The organism is Kitasatospora sp. NPDC022785 (assembly GCF_055561295.1).
On sequence record NZ_JBVHHB010000026.1, the window covers coordinates 43799 to 58483 of the forward strand.

13 protein-coding genes are annotated in these 14685 nt (G+C 73.6%); 3 read left to right on the forward strand and 10 right to left on the reverse strand.

The annotated features are described in order from the left end of the window. Nucleotides 1–54: 54 nt before the first annotated feature. Nucleotides 55–714, forward strand: coding sequence for an NAD(P)-dependent oxidoreductase (locus ACZ3YO_RS31450; protein ID WP_465576125.1), 660 nt, complete (start codon nt 55–57; stop codon nt 712–714). Nucleotides 715–748: 34 nt separating this feature from the next. Here ACZ3YO_RS31450 and mycP read toward each other — a convergent pair whose 3' ends face one another. The 4 genes from mycP to ACZ3YO_RS31470 all read right to left on the reverse strand — a co-directional run bounded on the left by mycP (nt 749) and on the right by ACZ3YO_RS31470 (nt 4947). Further along, nucleotides 749–2020 carry a type VII secretion-associated serine protease mycosin gene (gene mycP, locus ACZ3YO_RS31455; protein WP_465576128.1) on the reverse strand — a complete coding sequence of 424 codons (1272 nt, stop codon included), beginning with the start codon at nt 2018–2020 and terminating at the stop codon, nt 749–751. A gap of 150 nt (nt 2021–2170) precedes the next feature. Then, the gene (locus ACZ3YO_RS31460) at nt 2171–3625 is read right to left on the reverse strand and encodes a WXG100 family type VII secretion target (protein ID WP_465576131.1); all 1455 of its coding nucleotides are present in this window, start codon (nt 3623–3625) and stop codon (nt 2171–2173) included. Nucleotides 3626–3668: 43 nt separating this feature from the next. Continuing rightward, nucleotides 3669–4115, reverse strand: a complete 447-nt coding sequence (locus ACZ3YO_RS31465; protein ID WP_465576132.1) for a hypothetical protein — start codon at nt 4113–4115, stop codon at nt 3669–3671. Between the two features lie 127 nt (nt 4116–4242). Next, nucleotides 4243–4947, reverse strand: a complete 705-nt coding sequence (locus ACZ3YO_RS31470) for an endonuclease V (protein WP_465576134.1) — start codon at nt 4945–4947, stop codon at nt 4243–4245. A gap of 200 nt (nt 4948–5147) precedes the next feature. Here ACZ3YO_RS31470 and ACZ3YO_RS31475 point away from each other — a divergent pair, with 200 nt between their 5' ends. Then, entirely contained in the window at nt 5148–5468 is a 321-nt protein-coding gene (locus ACZ3YO_RS31475; RefSeq protein ID WP_465576136.1) for a hypothetical protein, read from the forward strand. 33 nt (nt 5469–5501) lie between these two features. Here ACZ3YO_RS31475 and ACZ3YO_RS31480 read toward each other — a convergent pair whose 3' ends face one another. Together ACZ3YO_RS31480 and ACZ3YO_RS31485 are read right to left on the reverse strand one after the other, a co-directional pair. Next, complete coding sequence (locus ACZ3YO_RS31480; RefSeq protein ID WP_465550131.1) at nt 5502–6233, reverse strand: RDD family protein; 732 nt, start codon at nt 6231–6233, stop codon at nt 5502–5504. 78 nt (nt 6234–6311) lie between these two features. Beyond that, entirely contained in the window at nt 6312–7868 is a 1557-nt protein-coding gene (locus ACZ3YO_RS31485) for an RDD family protein (protein ID WP_465576139.1), read from the reverse strand. A 398-nt stretch (nt 7869–8266) separates the two neighbouring features. Between ACZ3YO_RS31485 and ACZ3YO_RS31490 the strand changes: the two genes are divergently transcribed. After that, nucleotides 8267–8683, forward strand: coding sequence for an SsgA family sporulation/cell division regulator (locus tag ACZ3YO_RS31490; protein ID WP_465576142.1), 417 nt, complete (start codon nt 8267–8269; stop codon nt 8681–8683). 104 nt (nt 8684–8787) lie between these two features. Here ACZ3YO_RS31490 and ACZ3YO_RS31495 read toward each other — a convergent pair whose 3' ends face one another. From ACZ3YO_RS31495 to ACZ3YO_RS31510, 4 genes are all read right to left on the reverse strand, one after another. Further along, nucleotides 8788–10191, reverse strand: coding sequence for a glycosyltransferase 87 family protein (locus ACZ3YO_RS31495; RefSeq protein WP_465576145.1), 1404 nt, complete (start codon nt 10189–10191; stop codon nt 8788–8790). A 289-nt stretch (nt 10192–10480) separates the two neighbouring features. Beyond that, nucleotides 10481–12070: a glycoside hydrolase family 18 protein gene (locus ACZ3YO_RS31500; RefSeq protein WP_465576148.1), complete on the reverse strand. Its 1590-nt coding sequence runs from the start codon at nt 12068–12070 to the stop codon at nt 10481–10483. Between the two features lie 278 nt (nt 12071–12348). Further along, nucleotides 12349–13914 carry a sensor histidine kinase gene (locus ACZ3YO_RS31505; RefSeq protein WP_465576151.1) on the reverse strand — a complete coding sequence of 522 codons (1566 nt, stop codon included), beginning with the start codon at nt 13912–13914 and terminating at the stop codon, nt 12349–12351. Further along, nucleotides 13911–14636: a response regulator transcription factor gene (locus ACZ3YO_RS31510; RefSeq protein WP_465576154.1), complete on the reverse strand. Its 726-nt coding sequence runs from the start codon at nt 14634–14636 to the stop codon at nt 13911–13913. The genes ACZ3YO_RS31505 and ACZ3YO_RS31510 overlap by 4 nt, the downstream gene beginning before the upstream one ends. Between the last annotated feature and the right edge of the window lie 49 nt (nt 14637–14685).

Sequence of the window (14685 nt, forward strand, 5' to 3'; positions counted from 1 at the left end):
TACCGTCACGGCAACAGTGGCGACAACGCCCCCGGCCAACGGACGGAGACCGTCATGAGCAGCACCCACGAGCAGATCGACCGCAGCATCGTCGTCTACGGCGCGGGCGGGCAGGTAGGCCGCGCCGTCGTCGCCGAGGCCCGGCTGCGCGGGCTGGCGGTCACCGCCGCCGTCCGCGATCCCGAACGTCACCCGGACCTCGCCGGCGAGGGCGTCACCCTCGTCCGCTGCGACGTCACCGACCCCGCCGACGTCGCCTCCGCCGCACACGGGCACGCCGCCGCCGTCTCCACCGTCTACACGCCCGACGTACCCTCCGCGGACTTCTACCGGGCCACCGCCGAGGCCCTGGTGACCGGCCTCGGCACCGCCGAGGTCCGCCGGCTGGTCCACATCGGCGTCGCCACCACCCTGGAGACCGCGCCCGGCACCGCCGTCCACGACGACCCCGACTTCCCCGAGGCCTACCGAACCTTCTCGCTCGGCCACGCCCTCGCCCTGGACCTGCTGCGGGAGTCCGACACCTCCCTCGACTGGGTCGTCGTCACCCCGCCGCTCGACCTCGACCGCACCGCCCCCGGAACCGGCCGCTACCGGACCGGCGGCCCGCAGGTCCTCGGCGAGCGGATCGCCCAGGCCGACCTCGCGGTCGCCGTGGTCGACGAACTCACCGCCCCCGCCCACCACCGTGAGCAGATCGCCGTCGCCGAGTAGCCGGCGCGGCCTCTCGGCGAGGTCGGGCTCCGGCCTACTGGTACGGGTTACCCGTCGGCGGCACCGGAGGCTGCTGCGGCGGCGGGGCATAGCCGTAGCCCTGCTGCCCCGGAGGACCGGCAGGCGGTGGCACCGGATACGGGTACCCGGCAGGACCGGGCACCGCCACGGCCGACCGCCGCTGCCGCCGACCGCGCACCACCACCAGCACGCAGACGGCGACGAGAACCAGCCCGAACAGCACCCCTGCACCGATCAGCGTGTACGTGATCCCCTGGTTCCCCCCGGCCGCGGCAGCCGGCGCCGCGGGCGGCACCCCGGAGGGGTCCTCCGCGCCATCGTCCGGAGCCCCCTGCGACTCGGCCCGGCCCAGCAGCGGGTTCTCCTTCGGGCCCCCGTCAACAGCCGGGTTCGGCTCCAACGCCTTGGCCGGGGACACGGTGCCGTAGCCGTAATGGGCGTTGGGCACCGAGGACCCGTCCGGGGGCGGAGTGGCACTCTTGATCATCCGATTGATGACCTGACCGGCGGAGAGATTGGGGTACTTCGAGCGAATGAGAGCTGCCGTGGCGGAAACATAGGCGGTGGCATCGGACGTTCCGTTGCCGACACCGTAGCTCGACATCGATTTGGCAGTGACCTGATAGATATCGACACCTGGGCTGGCAATCGTGATTTCAGGCCCGAAGGTGGATTTCTCCCAGGCCTGGCCCTGCTGATCGACTGCCGCGACGGCCATCACTCCCGGGAACGCAGCCGGGTACTCGACAGGCAGTGATTTGTTCCCGCTGTTTCCGGCGGACGCCACAATGACGATGTCCCTGGACACTGCGTACTTGATCGCGTCACGTGCCTCCTGGGAGGTCCGGAAATATCCACCGAGGGAGATATTGATGACCTTTGCCCCATGGTCAGCTGCGAACTTGATGGCCCGCGCAAAGTCAGGCCCCTGGTCCCCCCACTGCCCGTCCTTACTCGTGAGCTTGACCGGAAGAATCTTCGCCTTGGGCGCGAGACCCTTAATCCCCGCTTGCGAGCCGTGTCCAGTACCAGCGATCAGACCCGCCATGGCAGTGCCGTGACCGTCAGCGTCAAACCGCCCGTCCGACGTTCCTCCGGAGAAGTCCGCACCGGGCAGCACTTGGCCGACGAGATCCTGGTGATCCTGGTTAACGCCACCGTCCACCACGGCAACAACGACACCATCGCCCTGGCTTACCGGCCAGACCTTCGTCTCGGCTTCGAACGTCTTCAGTGGCCACTGCGAGTCTCTGATCTGATCCGCCGCCGCCGGTGATGACGCCATCCCCCACAACAAGGCTCCAGCAGCAAGCACGGCTGCCCCGCGCCCTACTCGACTGCCTGTCAAGCCTGGTCACCCCACTCAGCGAAGCGTCCCGCAGGTCACCGACCTGCGGGACGACCGGTCATCGGCCCGTCCTCCAGCGAACAGGACTCATTCCACCACGTTCGGGTTGGCCGGCTTATCCGACGCCCAGGTCTCCTCGTCCTCGACGAGATAGTCAGGGCGCTTGCCGTCCTTCTCCTTGTCCTTCTTGCGACGCTGGGAATCCCCGATCGACATCCCCGGTCCCATGCCGGCGCCGGAGTTCGCACCCACCTCTGCCCTGGTCCGGCCCCGGGCCCCGAGGCCGGAACCGCCTTCGGTGAAGGCCTGCTTCTCGCCTGACCCGCCGCCGGGACGCGCGCCCCCGCCGACGATGCCTCCGGTCCGCCCCGGCAGGGCGCTTCCGGGGCGAGCCCCTGTGGCAGCGCGGCCTCCCGTGCCGAAGCCGCCTTCATAGCCCTCGCCCACGCCGAAGGCCTTACCCCCGCGGGCGACGGCCTTGCCGGGAGCGCCCGTCGTGCGACCGAAGGCGTCCTTGTTCTGCGTCACGCCGCCCTTGCCCGGGTCGTTGCCCTGCCCTCCCTTCCCACCCAGAATCGGCCCACCGCCGGCCGGGCCGGGCCCGCCCTCGATGCCACCCTTCGGAAGGCCAATGGGCGTACCGGGATTGGACGTCGGGTTAGTGGTGTTGGTGGACAGCGGGCTGGTAGCGGGCGTACTGGAGGGAGTGATCGTCGTACCGTCGATCGCGGTGCCGGGTCCGTAGTTCGTGACGGATGGAGGCTTGGGAGCCGCCTGAGCGGTGCCACCCTTGATGCCTGCATCCGTCCTCGGCGGTGTCGGCGTCGGTTTCGTCACCGCGGGCTTCGGTGCCGGACGCTCGGCGGCCTTGCCCAGCGGAGTCGCCGATCCCCCGCTGGTAGTCGGCGCCGTACCCGTACCACCGGTGTAGCCGATGCCCGCCATGACAGCGCTAAGCGCCGGCGCCCCTGCAGACGGGTCGGCAGGGGCCGTGGTGACATCGTGAACGTCGTCACCGCGGTAGTAGGACGGCGGCGGCTTCAGCATCGGCGTGGCCACCCGGTAGTGCATCGCCAGCGTCTGCATGACCGCCGCCGCTTCGGCCTTCTTCTGCTCGGCGACGGCCGTCTTCGTGTCCTCGTCGTCGCCGCCGAAGATGGACGAGACCGTGTCACCCACGCCGTCGGTGAACTGTTCCCAGCCGCTGGGCTCTTCGGGCATGTCGCGCTTGGCCTGGGAGATGGCCTCGGACAGGTGCTTGAGCGTGTTGGCGGCGTCGTTGGCGTAGGAGGACGCGTTGTTGATGGTGGCCGCGAGCTGGAGCATGCGCTTGTGGAAGGCGTCGCTGGTGCTGCCCTCCCAGCTGACGGCGGCCTCCGTGCTGGCGCGGGTGAGGGTGGCGCGGATGGCCTTGAGGGTGTCGGCGGCGCGGCGCCAGGGGTCGCTGGCGGCCATCACCTCGCCGGGGTTGAGGGCCTGCGCCATCTTCCGGAGTTCGGCGTGGCTGTAGTCGTTGAACTTGGTGTAACCCGAGCCGCTCATCGGTGGCCGTCTCCGTTCTCCAGGGGCTTCCGGCGTGGGGCGCTCATCGCTCGGACTTCCCGCCGGTGTGCTTGGCCGGGGTGACGGTCTGGGCGTAGGCGGCGGTGCTGGTGGCGGAGGGGCTGGCGACCGACCAGCCGTCGTCGCCGAGTTTCAGCTTGCCCGAGGTGCGGTGTTCCTGCTCCTCGTAGTTGGTGGCGGTGAGTTCGGCCTTCTTCTGGGCTTCGTCCACGGCGTCCTGGAGCTGGTTGAGGACGTCGCGCAGGCCGTCCCGCATGGCCTCGTAGCGGCCGTGCAGTTCGGTGGCCTCCGCGAAGGTGCCGAGGGCGTTCTTGCCGACGGCGCTCTGGCCGTGCGCGGTGGTGCCGTCGGCGTGGTGCTGGAACTCGGCCAGCAGTCCGCGTACCTGGGCCGCGAAGGCCCGTAGCTGTTCGACCTCGACCTTGTAGCCGCTGCCGGCCCCGCCGGTCGATCCGGTCCCCGTTGCCACTTTCCGGCGCCTCCCCCGTGCGTCCGTCGTTCCGCTGTCCTGTACAGCCCCGAAGACACATGTCTAACACATGGTCCGGGCCGGGAGAATGGCGCTTCGGCCGAACCGCGGGTGGCCTGCTGCGCCGTCAGTTCGCGGGCGTCCCCTCCTGCAGGGCGGTGAGGGTGCGGCGGCAGAGCGAGTCGGCGTGGCGGGTGGTTTCGGGCAGCCGGTACTGGCGGGCGAGGGCCAGGGTGGTGTCGACGGCCTCGGCCAGGCCGATGCGGTGGCCGACGGAGACGAAGACCGGTTTGACGCCGGCCCGGGTGCGGACGGCGCGTCCGACCTCCTCGCCGGTGGCGGGGTCGGTGAGCGGGGTCCAGGAGCCACGGGGGGCGTCGGGTTCGCGGTGGTCGAAGGTGAACGGGGTCTTGGCGACGCCGATGGTGCGTAGGCCGGTGAGCACGCCGAGGTGGCTGGCGAGGCCGAGGCGGCGCGGGTGGGCGAGGCCGTAGCCGTCGCAGACGACGGTGCCGGGGGTGTGGACGAGCCGTCCCAGGGCGCCGAGGACGGTGGGGAGTTCGCGGAAGGCGAGCAGGCCGGGGACATAGGGGAAGGCGATCCGGTCGACGGCGGTGGTCTCTTCGACGACGGCGAGGCTGTCGAGGTCGAGCACGACGGCGGCGGCGACCACGAGGTCCCGCTCGTCGTCGTAGGCGACGTCGACGCCGGCGATCAGCCGGTCGTCCGCCGTGCCGGACGGGGCGGGGCCGTGCGGCTGGACGAGCGGGCGGAGCCGTTCCTGTTCGGCGATCGCCTCGGTCTCGGTGGTGGGCCAGTCGGCGACGGGCACGGTGGTTCCCCCTGGATGTGTGGACGGTCCGGTCGCGATCACCGTACCGAGCGGGGCGGACGACCCCGCGGTGAGCCTGTGCGCCCCCCGTGCCCCGGACCCGGCGGGTTAGGCTGCACTTACCGAACTCCCGTGCCGGGTAGGAACATTCGGTACGGCACCACCCGCCCGTTTCCCCCGACGTGCGAAGGACCGACGCCATGCCGCGCCCGACCACCGCCCAGATCTGCCTCGGTACCTTCACCGTCGTCGCCGCCACCGTGGCGCTGCTGGCCGTCTCGGGCGTCTCGGGCGTCCTGGAGGTCGCGGTGCTGGTGGGGTTCGCGCTCGCGCTCGGCACGCTGGTGACGCTGCTGTCACTGTCCACCGCCGCGCAGCGCGGGGCCCGCGCACCGAAGCCGACTGCGACGCCGGGACCGGCACCCGCAGCCACGCCCGCGCCGGCGCCCGCAGCCACCCCCACCCCCGCAACTGCCCCCGCGCCCACCCCCGCAGGACAGGAGTACGCCCGGCAGCGCTGAGGCGCCACCGGGCGGTACCGGGCTCACCGGCACTCAGACCGTCGAGACCACCACGGTCTTCGCGGCCTTGTCGTGGATGCACTGGCGGTACGGCTTGTCGAAGACGCCGAACAGGCCGTCGATCAGCCACCACAGGGCGGCGCAGCAGATGAGCGCCGGGAGGATGAAGACGGCGGACCTGGTCCAGGCGGCGGACGGGGTCGGCGTGCTGCCGTCGATCAGCATGGCCGCGCGGATCTTCATGGCCTTCTTGCCGAGGGTCTGGCCGTCCCGGCTGAGCATCAGACCGTCGTAGACCAGGTACAGCAGACAGGCGAGCCAGAACGCGCCGGCCGAGCCGGAGCGGTCGCTGAGGCTGGCGAAGGGCAGCACCAGCAGGAGTGCGACGACCTGCACCAGCACGTAGTCGATCAGCTGCGCGAGGATGCGGTTCGGCCAGCTGCCGAGGGGCGGCATCCCGGGGACGGGCCCGGCGCCCGGCGTGCCGTGGCCGGTGGGGCCGTAGCCGGGCGGCGGCTGGTCGTAGGGCGACTGGCCGGGACCCTGCCCGTACGGTGGCTGCCCGTACGGCGAACCGCCGGGGGTGCCGCCGTAGTTGCCGCCGTACGCGCCGGGGCGGTCGTCGGGGCCGCTGGGCTGTGGGTTTCCGTACGGGTCCGACGGCGCACCTTCCGGCGTGCCGCCGGCCGGCTGTGGGGGCTGCTTGTCGAAGGAGGGCTTGCCGCCCCCCTCCGGCTCGGGGCCTGAGGGATTGTAGGTGCTCATTCCCCGAGTAGAACATCGCACATTCTCTGGACTTCGGATATTTAGTCCGTTTTGCCCGGCAACCTCCGTGGAGCCTGGTCAGGCCCGGACGACCCGGGTGCGGCCCGCCCGGTCGTGCCAGCCACGCCGGGCCGGGCGGTCGAAGACCGGCCAGACGAGGCCGAGCAGCAGGACCGCCGAGACGTTCCTGACCAGCCATCGGCAGAGCGAGCGGCCGAAGGTCAGCCGGACGCGGGCTGCCGAGGGGGCCGCGTCGATCACCTTGATCCGGGCCAGCCGCTTGCCGAAGGTCTGGCCGGTGCGGGCGGTCGGCAGGACCTCGTAGAACAGGCCGACGAAGGCGAGGATGCCGACCAGGACGGCGAACTTGCCGACCACCACGCCGTCCACCAGCCAGACGTCGACCTGGCGGCGGGTGAGTGAGCTGGCCATCCGGGCCTGGTCGAGTTTGTCCTGCAGGTGGGTCTGGACGGAGCTGCCGAGCGGGATGGCTGCCGCGATGGCGACGACGGCCAGCACGGCGGTGTCCACCAGCCGGGCGGCCAGCCTGCGGCCGAGGCCGGCCGGGACCGGCGGGGCGGGCCGTCGGCGGGCTGCCGGGCGCGGCGCGGGCGCGGCGGACGCCGGACGCGCAGCCTGCACCGTGCGCCCGGCGGGCACCGTGCGCATCGGGCGGGTGGCGGACACCGGGGCAGGGGCGGGCGCGTTGGCCGCGCCCTGCACCGGGACCGGCTCCGGCTCCACAACGGGTTCCGATTCGGGTTCAGGTTCGGGTTCGGGTGCCGACTCGGGCGCCGGCCGGGGTGCCGACCGGGGCTCCCACCCCCGCCCGGGCTCCGCACCCGGCGCGGGCACCGGAACGGCGGCCCGTAGGGCCACCGGCACCGGAACGGCCTCGGCGTCGGCAACGGCCGGCCCGGCCACCGGCTCGACGCCCTGTGCCGCCACCGGATCGCCCGCCTCCGCAACCGGCTCCACCCCGGGCAGCACGCCCCAGGAGACCCAGCGCGGCGCACCGCCCGTCTCCATCAGCCCCCGCTGCGCCCGCGGATCGACCTGCCAGCCGGACGGGTCCTCGCCCGTGGCGCCGGGCCAGCCCTCCGCCTCACCCTCCGCGCCCGCCGGCCGGAACACCGGCCCGCCGGCCAGCTGCGGCCCGAAGGTGAACGATGCCCCGCCCGCCGTCTGGTCCAGGTACACCGGCCCGGTCTCTCCCGGCAGCGGCTCCGGCGCCCGCTCAGCGACGGCCGCCGCATCCACCCCGCCCACCGCATCCACCGGATCCACCCCATCCGCCGGACTCACCCCGCCCCCTGCGCCCACCTCGGCCACCTCGGCCGCGTCGACCACCGGAGCCACCGCGTCCGGAGCCGCCGGAGCCGCCGGAGCCGCCGGCGGCGGTACGTACCGCGCCCCGACGCCCGCACCCGCAGCCCCCGCCGCGCCGCTGCGGCGGGCCACGAACCGCGGCGGCTCCAGCACCTCGCCCTCCGCCGGCGCGGGCCGGCTGGTCCCGGGTACCCAGGCCGTGCCACCCCAGTAACGGACGAAGCCGGGAACGGAGGGGTCGGGGTAGTAGCCCGGCGTGGGGCCGACGGCCGTGTCCGCGCCGCCGCCGAAGGGCCGGTCCGTCATGGGGGTCTTCTTTCCTGGCAGGGCCGATGCGGCGCACCCGGCGAGCAGTACACGCGGTGGCGGCTCGGGCGACACGGGTGGCTTTCGCCGTCGGCGCGCGCGAGGGTACCGCCGGATGGGCGGACAGTCGCCGGGCAGTCACAAAGGGTAGTACCTCGGAAGCCCCGAGATTGGAACTTGGCCAATCACCGGACAGCCCTGGCCCTGCCGGGGTAAGGACGGGGGCGCGCAGGGGGCGATCACGCGCCCGCGCGCCCGCTCTCACCACAGCCGGTCCGCAGCCCGCAGAAGTCTGCGAAGAAATCCCGGAAAGGTGTGTAAGAACGCCCTCGGCCCGCGCTCTCCAAGGTCACAGGGCCCGAATCCGGGCACGAACCGCAGGCAGAGAGGAACCGATCATGGAGCGCCCGACGAGCGTGGTGGAGCACGAGCTGGAGCTCAACCTGGTGCTCTCCCCCGAGCACAGCGTCCCCGTCCCGGCCCGGCTGTCCTACAGCAGCCACGACCCGTACGCCGTGCACATCACCTTCCACCTGGACACGGGCTCGCCGGTCACCTGGGTGTTCGCCCGCGAGCTGCTGGTGGAGGGCACCTTCCGCCCGTGCGGGCAGGGCGACGTGCGGATCTGGCCGACCAGGTCGGGCCGGCGCAGCGTGCTCTGCATGGCGCTGAGCTCGCCGGCCGGGGACGCGCTGCTGGAGGCACCGCTGCCGGCGGTGGCCGCCTGGCTGGAGCGGGCGCACCGGCTGGTTCCGCCGGGCAGCGAGCTGGCCGCGCTGGACATGGACGGCTCGCTCGCCGAGCTGCTCGCGTGAGTGCGCGCGACCTGGTCGCGCGGCGCGGCTCAGGAGCCTCCGACGGCTCGGCAGACCCCGACGGCCACCCGGCAGTCCCCGGTGACCTGGCCCGCCCCGACGACTCAGCGGGCCGCGGGGGCCTGCTGACGGTCGCGCGCGGGGCCCTGGTGGCCGTCGCCCGCCCGCTGCCCGGGCAGCCGGACGAGCGGAGCGCCGGCGGCCCGCCGCCGTGCCCTTATCCGTAGCGCGGCGGCCAGCAGGAAGCAGATCCCGACCAGGGGGTAGACGGAGGTCGGGATCTGGCGGAGCGGCGAGAGGTGCAGGACGAGTGCGCCCACCGGCTTCGCGGCCCACATCGCGAAGGAGAGGAAGGCGACCAGCGTGGCCCCGAAGGCGGCGCGCCAGCGCACCTTGCGGACGGCGGCCGGACGGCCCTGCTCGACCGCCGCCTCGCAGGCGAGCAGGGCGAGCATGGGCACGCACCAGACCCAGTGGTGGGTCCAGCTGATCGGAGAGATCAGCACGGCGGTGACGGCGGCGCAGCAGACGCCCCACGCCTCGGCGCGCGGCAGCCAGCGGGAGCTGGCGGAGGCCCAGGCGGCGACGGCGAGGCCGGCCACCGCGATCAGGCCGGCGCCCAGGGTGGCGACGGTGCCGGGGTCGGCGGTGTGCAGCAGCCGGGCGAAGGCGCCGCGGAGCGACTGGTTGTCGACGATCTCGGTCTTGCCGACCCGGGTGGAGTCGTAGAGGTACTTGGTCCAGAAGCCCCAGGTGGCGTCCGGCAGCACCAGCGCACCGATCAGGAAGGTGCCGAGGAAGGTGAAGCCGGCCACGAAGGCGGCCCGGATCCGGCCGGTGAGCAGCAGGTAGACGGCGAACAGGCCGGGCGTGAGCTTGATGCCGGCGGCGATGCCGATCGCGACGCCCTTGCTGCGGCGGCCGTCCGGGCGGGTGAGGTCCCAGAGGATGAGGCAGGCCAGGGCGAGGTTGATCTGGCCGTAGCGCAGCGTGGTGAAGACGGGTTCGAGCCAGACCCCGGCGCCGGTGACCAGGATCACGCCGATGGGGCGCAGTTCCCGGCGGGGCCAGCCGACGAGCTTGAACGACAGGTGGGTGAGGACCGCGAGCAGCCCGAGGTTGCCGAGCGTGATCGCGACCCGGAGGAACGGGACCGGGAACCAGGTCGTCGGCACGAACAGCATCGCGGCGAACGGCGGGTAGGTGGCGGGCAGGTTCCACTCGGTGACGCGCAGGCCGTAGAGGTCGCGGCCGTCGGCCACCGCGGCGCCCTCGGCCCGGTAGACGATCATGTCGACCATCGAGGTGTGGACGAAGTGCCGGACCACCGCGTAGACCACGAGGGACAGCAGTGCCACGGCGGAGACGGCCAGCAGCGGTCGGCGCGGGGCCTCGCGCAGGGCCCGCAGGGGTGCGCCGAGGGCGCCCGTGAGGCGGTCCGGCCGGGGGGCGAGCGCCGGGTCGGGTGCGGTCTGCACCGGGCTGTGCTCGTCTTGCACCGCTGTCACTGTTCGCTCCGTCCACCGCTGGGCCAACCAGCGACGATACCGGATGCCCGTCGGACAGGCCCGCCGGATCCGTCACGGAAAGTAGTCGCAGGTGGGGCGAGAGCCTGCCCGTGCGCGTGCGCGGGCGGGTGGGCGAACGCCCCGGCCGGCCGTGCTCCGTTGCAGGCGGAGCACGGCCGGCCGGGGTCCCGGGGAAAGGTCGGGAAGGGGCGGGGAGGGGGCGGGGAGGGGAGGGGTCGGGGCAAGGGCGGGGAGGGGGTGGGGAAGGCCCGCCGAGAGGCGGGCGGGCTCAGCCGGTGTAGGCGCCGAGGGCCCGGGTGAACTCCAGCGGCTGCTGGGCGATGCTGCTGCAGGAGGCGTCGGCGTAGGCCTTGGCGCCGCCCTCGCAGGCCTTGTCGCGGGTGCCGGACCACATCGCCAGCCAGGCCAGGTGCTTGGCCCGCGCGAAGTCGGCGAGCTGCTTGGCGTCGGCCACGGTGAAGACCTCGCTGGCCACGTCGTTGACGCCGATCATCGGGGTGACGGCGACCTTGCGCCAGGCGGTGGCGTCGTCCACGCCGAGGACGCTCTTCACCTGGGCCTGGGTGGCGGTGGCGGCGGCGATGGCGTACTTGCCCATCTGCCCCTGCGGGTTCGGGGCGACGCCGTCGCCGAAGTCCATCGCCATGATGTTGACCGCGCCGATCGCGACACCGTTGTTCTCGGCGTCGGCGACCAGGTTGACGCCCTCCTGGGTCAGGCCGGAGGGCAGCGCGGGCAGGGTGAAGGAGACGTCCAGGGCCTTGCCCTTGGCGGCGGCGTTCTTCTGCAGCTGGGCGATGGCCTGCGCACGGCGGGTGTTGGCCGCGGCGTTGGCGATCGCGCCGCCCTCCACGTCGAAGTCGACCTTGGTGAGGCCGAAGGTGTCGACGGTCTTCTGGTAGACGGCCGTGAGGTCGGCCACCGAGGAGCAGGTGAGGGCCGGCTCGCTGCCGTTGGCGCCGCCGAAGGAGACCCGGACGTCGCCGCCCACGGCCCGCAGCGCGCCGATCTGGGCGGCCACCGCGTCGGCGGCGAGGTCGGTGACGCCGCCCCACTTCGGGGTGCAGCCGCCGCCGGAGACCACGAACGCGAGGTTGAAGTTCCTGACGCCGGTGGCCTTGGCGGTGGCGACGAGGTCGTACGGCGGGTAGAGCGAGGTGTCCACGTACGGGGCGAACCCGGCGCCCCCCGGCGCCGGGGTGGGGGTTCCGGTGGGGCTCGGGGTGGCGCTGGTGGGGGCAGCGGTGGGGCTGGGTGAGGCGGTGGTGGGCTTGGCCGTGGCGGTCGGGCTCGGCGGCGCCGGGGTGGGCTTCGCGGTCGCGGTCGGCGTCGTGGTGGGGGCCGTGGTCGGCGAGGCGGTGGGCGTGGTGGTCGGACGGCCCGAGGGAGTCGGCGCGGGGCCGTCGCCGGCCTTGCAGGAGACGTTGTCGATCAGGCAGTTGCCCGGCTCGGCCTGGGCGGCGCCGGCGCCCTGCGCGACGAAGCCGACCACCACGCTCTTGCCGGGCTCCAGACGCTTGTTCCACGACTCGGGCCTGACGGTGATGTGCTGCCCGTCGGCGCTGAAGGTGGCGTTCCAGAGCGAGTCGATCTTCGCCCCGGCCGGCAGGTCGAAGGTCAGCGTCCAGTTCTCGATCGCGCTGCCGTCCGTGTTGGTGACCAGGTACTGGCCGGTGTAGCCGGCGTCCCAGGTGCTGGTGCGGCTGTAGACGGCGCCGAGCGAGGCGGCGCTCGCCGAGGAGGCGAGGGCGACGACGCCGCCGGTGACCAGCGCGGCGGCGACCGCCGAGGCCCCGATGACGACGCCCTTGCGGCTGCGCCGGCGGTGGCCTGAACGGCGGTTGGGCTGAGTCGTCATGGTGGCGTACCTCCGCGGGTGGCAAGTGGGACCGGATGGGGTCACCGCGGCCGGGCAGGGGTCCGTGGACCCGTTGCGGGCGGCGTGCCCCGGCTCGGTCGGGTGACCGGCGCGGATGACGCTAGCGGTGCCGGATGGCCGAAACCGGCCCCCTGAGCGAGGGGTACAGCTCCCTTAGGGCCCGCTTAAGAAAGAGAGGGGAGGAACGGCCCGGGAGAGGGAGACGGCCCGGAACGCGCGCGGGGGATCCGGACCGCGGGCTCACCGCCCGCCGGTGGTCACCGTTGGAACAGCGTGTTGCGGCTGCGCCGGCGGCTGGCGCGGGCCGGGGCGCCGTCGGGCCGGGCCTGGAGCCGCAGCCGGATCTCGGCGCCGCCGAGCACGGCGGATCGGCCGAGGGCGAGGTCGCCGCCGGTGGCCTCGGTGAGCTTGCGGACGATGTCCAGGCCGAGGCCGGTGGAGCCGTCACCGCCGTGGCCCTGGCCGCGCTGGAGGGCGGACTCGGGATCGGTGAAGCCCGGGCCGGCGTCGCCGACGAGGACGATGACGGAGCTCTCGGTGGCCAGCACGTCCACCGAGAAGGCGGTGCCGACGGTGGTGTGCCGGAACACGTTGCCGAGCAGTGCGTCCACGGCCGCGGCGAGGTCGCCGCGCTGGACCGGCACCGGGACGGGCCGGTCGGCGCCGGCCAGCTGCCAGCGGCGGCCCTCGTCCTCGGCGAGCGCGGACCAGAAGCCGACCCGCTCCTGGATCACCTCGGCGGCGTCGCAGCCGACGGTGACGGCGGGCGCGTCCTCGGGGGCGCGGCGGGCCGAGCGGATGATCTGGTCGACCTCGCGTTCCAGCTGGGAGACGGCGTGGCGGGTGGCGTCGGCGGCGTCGCCCTCGCCGAGCGAGGCGGCGTTGAGCCGCAGAACGGTGAGCGGGGTGCGCAGCCGGTGCGACAGGTCGGCGGCCAACTCTCGCTCGGCGGCGAGCAGTTGGACGACACGGTCGGCCATCGCGTTGAACGCCTGGCCGGCCTCGCGCAGTTCCTCGGGGCTGCCGGCGCTCCGCGGGCCGTCGACCGGCACCCGGACGGCGAGGTTGCCGCCGCCGAGCGAGCGCGCGGCGGCGGCCAGCCGGCGGGCGGAGGCCACGATCCGCGCGCCCATCCGGTCGGCGACCAGCACCGAGATGGCCACCAGCGCGAGTGCGACCGCGGAGAGCACCAGCCAGGCGGTGGAGACGCCGCGGGTGAGGTCGCCGTCGGCGACGAACACCTCGACCACCGCGGTCCGGCCGGTGTCGACGGCGACCGGCTGGAGCAGGGCGAAGCCGCCGGGCACCTCGACGGTGAACGAGCGGCCCTGGCCGCCCGCCGTGGCCACGTCGGCGGCCAGGGCGCGGGCCTCGCCGATGGTCGCGCCGCCGTCCGGCCCGACCATCGCCGTCGCGCCGGATGCCGTCACGCCGGGCGGTGTCGCCACGGGCAGGGTCGCCACGGCCGGTGTCGCCACGGCCGGTGTCGCGGCCGGCCCGCCGGGCGGGGCGGACGGCGCCGGGGAGGCCGGCGGAGCCGGGGCGCCCGCCCCCGTCGGCAGCGGCAGGTGGACCGCCATCCGCCGCTGCGCGCCGGCGTCCGTACTGGCCACCGCGCGGGCGATGGCGTCCTGGTCGGTGGTGATGGCGAGGGCCGGTCCGAGCGCCGCCGCCTGCCGCTCGGCCGCCGTGAACGCCCGGTCCCGGGCGGTCTGTTGGACCATCAGCCCGAGCGGGATGAGGAAGGCCAGCGCGACCATGGTGGTTCCGGCCACGGCGGCCTTGATCAGGGCCCAGCGCAACGAGTGCCCGGACCTCCTCATGTCCGGCGCTCCGCGGGGGCGGGCCCGGGCCCGGCCGGGTGCTCGGCCGCCTCCAGCCGGACGCCGACGCCGCGCACGGTGTGCAGGTAGCGGGGGTTGGAGGCGGTCTCGCCGAGCTTGCGGCGCAGCCAGGAGAGGTGGACGTCGATGGTCTGGTCGCCGCCGTAGGTCTGGCGCCACACCTCGGCCAGGATCTCCTTGCGCGGGACGACCACGCCGGGCCGGGCGGCGAGGAAGGCCAGCAGGTCGAACTCACGCCGGGTCAGGTCGAGCGGCCGGCCGTCCAGGGCGGCCTCGCGGCGCTGGAGGTCGATGGCGAGCCCGCCGACCCGGAGCACCTGGGCGGCCGGCGCGGTGCCGCCGCCGAGCCGGCGCAGCACGGCGGCCATTCTGGCGCTGAGGTGTTCCCCGGAGAAAGGTTTCACCAGGTAGTCGTCGGCACCGTCGTTGAGCAGCCGGACGATCTCGGCCTCGTCGTCCCGGGCGGTGGAGATGATCACCGGCACGTTGGTCAGCCCGCGGATCATCTTCAGCGCCTCGCTGCCGTCCAGATCGGGCAGTCCGAGGTCGAGGATCACCAGGTCACAGCCGACCTGGGCGACCTCGCGCAGCGCCTCGAGTGCCGTGCCCACACTGCGGACCGCGTGACCGGTGTCGGTCAGGTGCCGGATGAGGGCGGAGCGTACGAAGGGGTCGTCCTCGACCACGAGCACTGTTGCCATGGCCCTGCACGGTACGCCATCGGCCTCCGGTGGTCTGTACCTCGGGTGG

Excerpts from the sequence above, each read along its gene's own strand:
- ACZ3YO_RS31450 (WP_465576125.1), top strand. The coding sequence starts at position 55 with ATGAGCAGCACCCACGAGCAGATCGACCGCAGCATCGTCGTCTACGGC.
- mycP (WP_465576128.1), bottom strand. The coding sequence starts at position 2,020 with ATGGCGTCATCACCGGCGGCGGCGGATCAGATCAGAGACTCGCAGTGG.
- ACZ3YO_RS31460 (WP_465576131.1), bottom strand. The coding sequence starts at position 3,625 with ATGAGCGGCTCGGGTTACACCAAGTTCAACGACTACAGCCACGCCGAA.
- ACZ3YO_RS31475 (WP_465576136.1), top strand. The coding sequence starts at position 5,148 with ATGCCGCGCCCGACCACCGCCCAGATCTGCCTCGGTACCTTCACCGTC.
- ACZ3YO_RS31480 (WP_465550131.1), bottom strand. The coding sequence starts at position 6,233 with ATGAGCACCTACAATCCCTCAGGCCCCGAGCCGGAGGGGGGCGGCAAG.
- ACZ3YO_RS31485 (WP_465576139.1), bottom strand. The coding sequence starts at position 7,868 with ATGACGGACCGGCCCTTCGGCGGCGGCGCGGACACGGCCGTCGGCCCC.
- ACZ3YO_RS31490 (WP_465576142.1), top strand. The coding sequence starts at position 8,267 with ATGGAGCGCCCGACGAGCGTGGTGGAGCACGAGCTGGAGCTCAACCTG.
- ACZ3YO_RS31500 (WP_465576148.1), bottom strand. The coding sequence starts at position 12,070 with ATGACGACTCAGCCCAACCGCCGTTCAGGCCACCGCCGGCGCAGCCGC.
- ACZ3YO_RS31505 (WP_465576151.1), bottom strand. The coding sequence starts at position 13,914 with ATGAGGAGGTCCGGGCACTCGTTGCGCTGGGCCCTGATCAAGGCCGCC.
- ACZ3YO_RS31510 (WP_465576154.1), bottom strand. The coding sequence starts at position 14,636 with ATGGCAACAGTGCTCGTGGTCGAGGACGACCCCTTCGTACGCTCCGCC.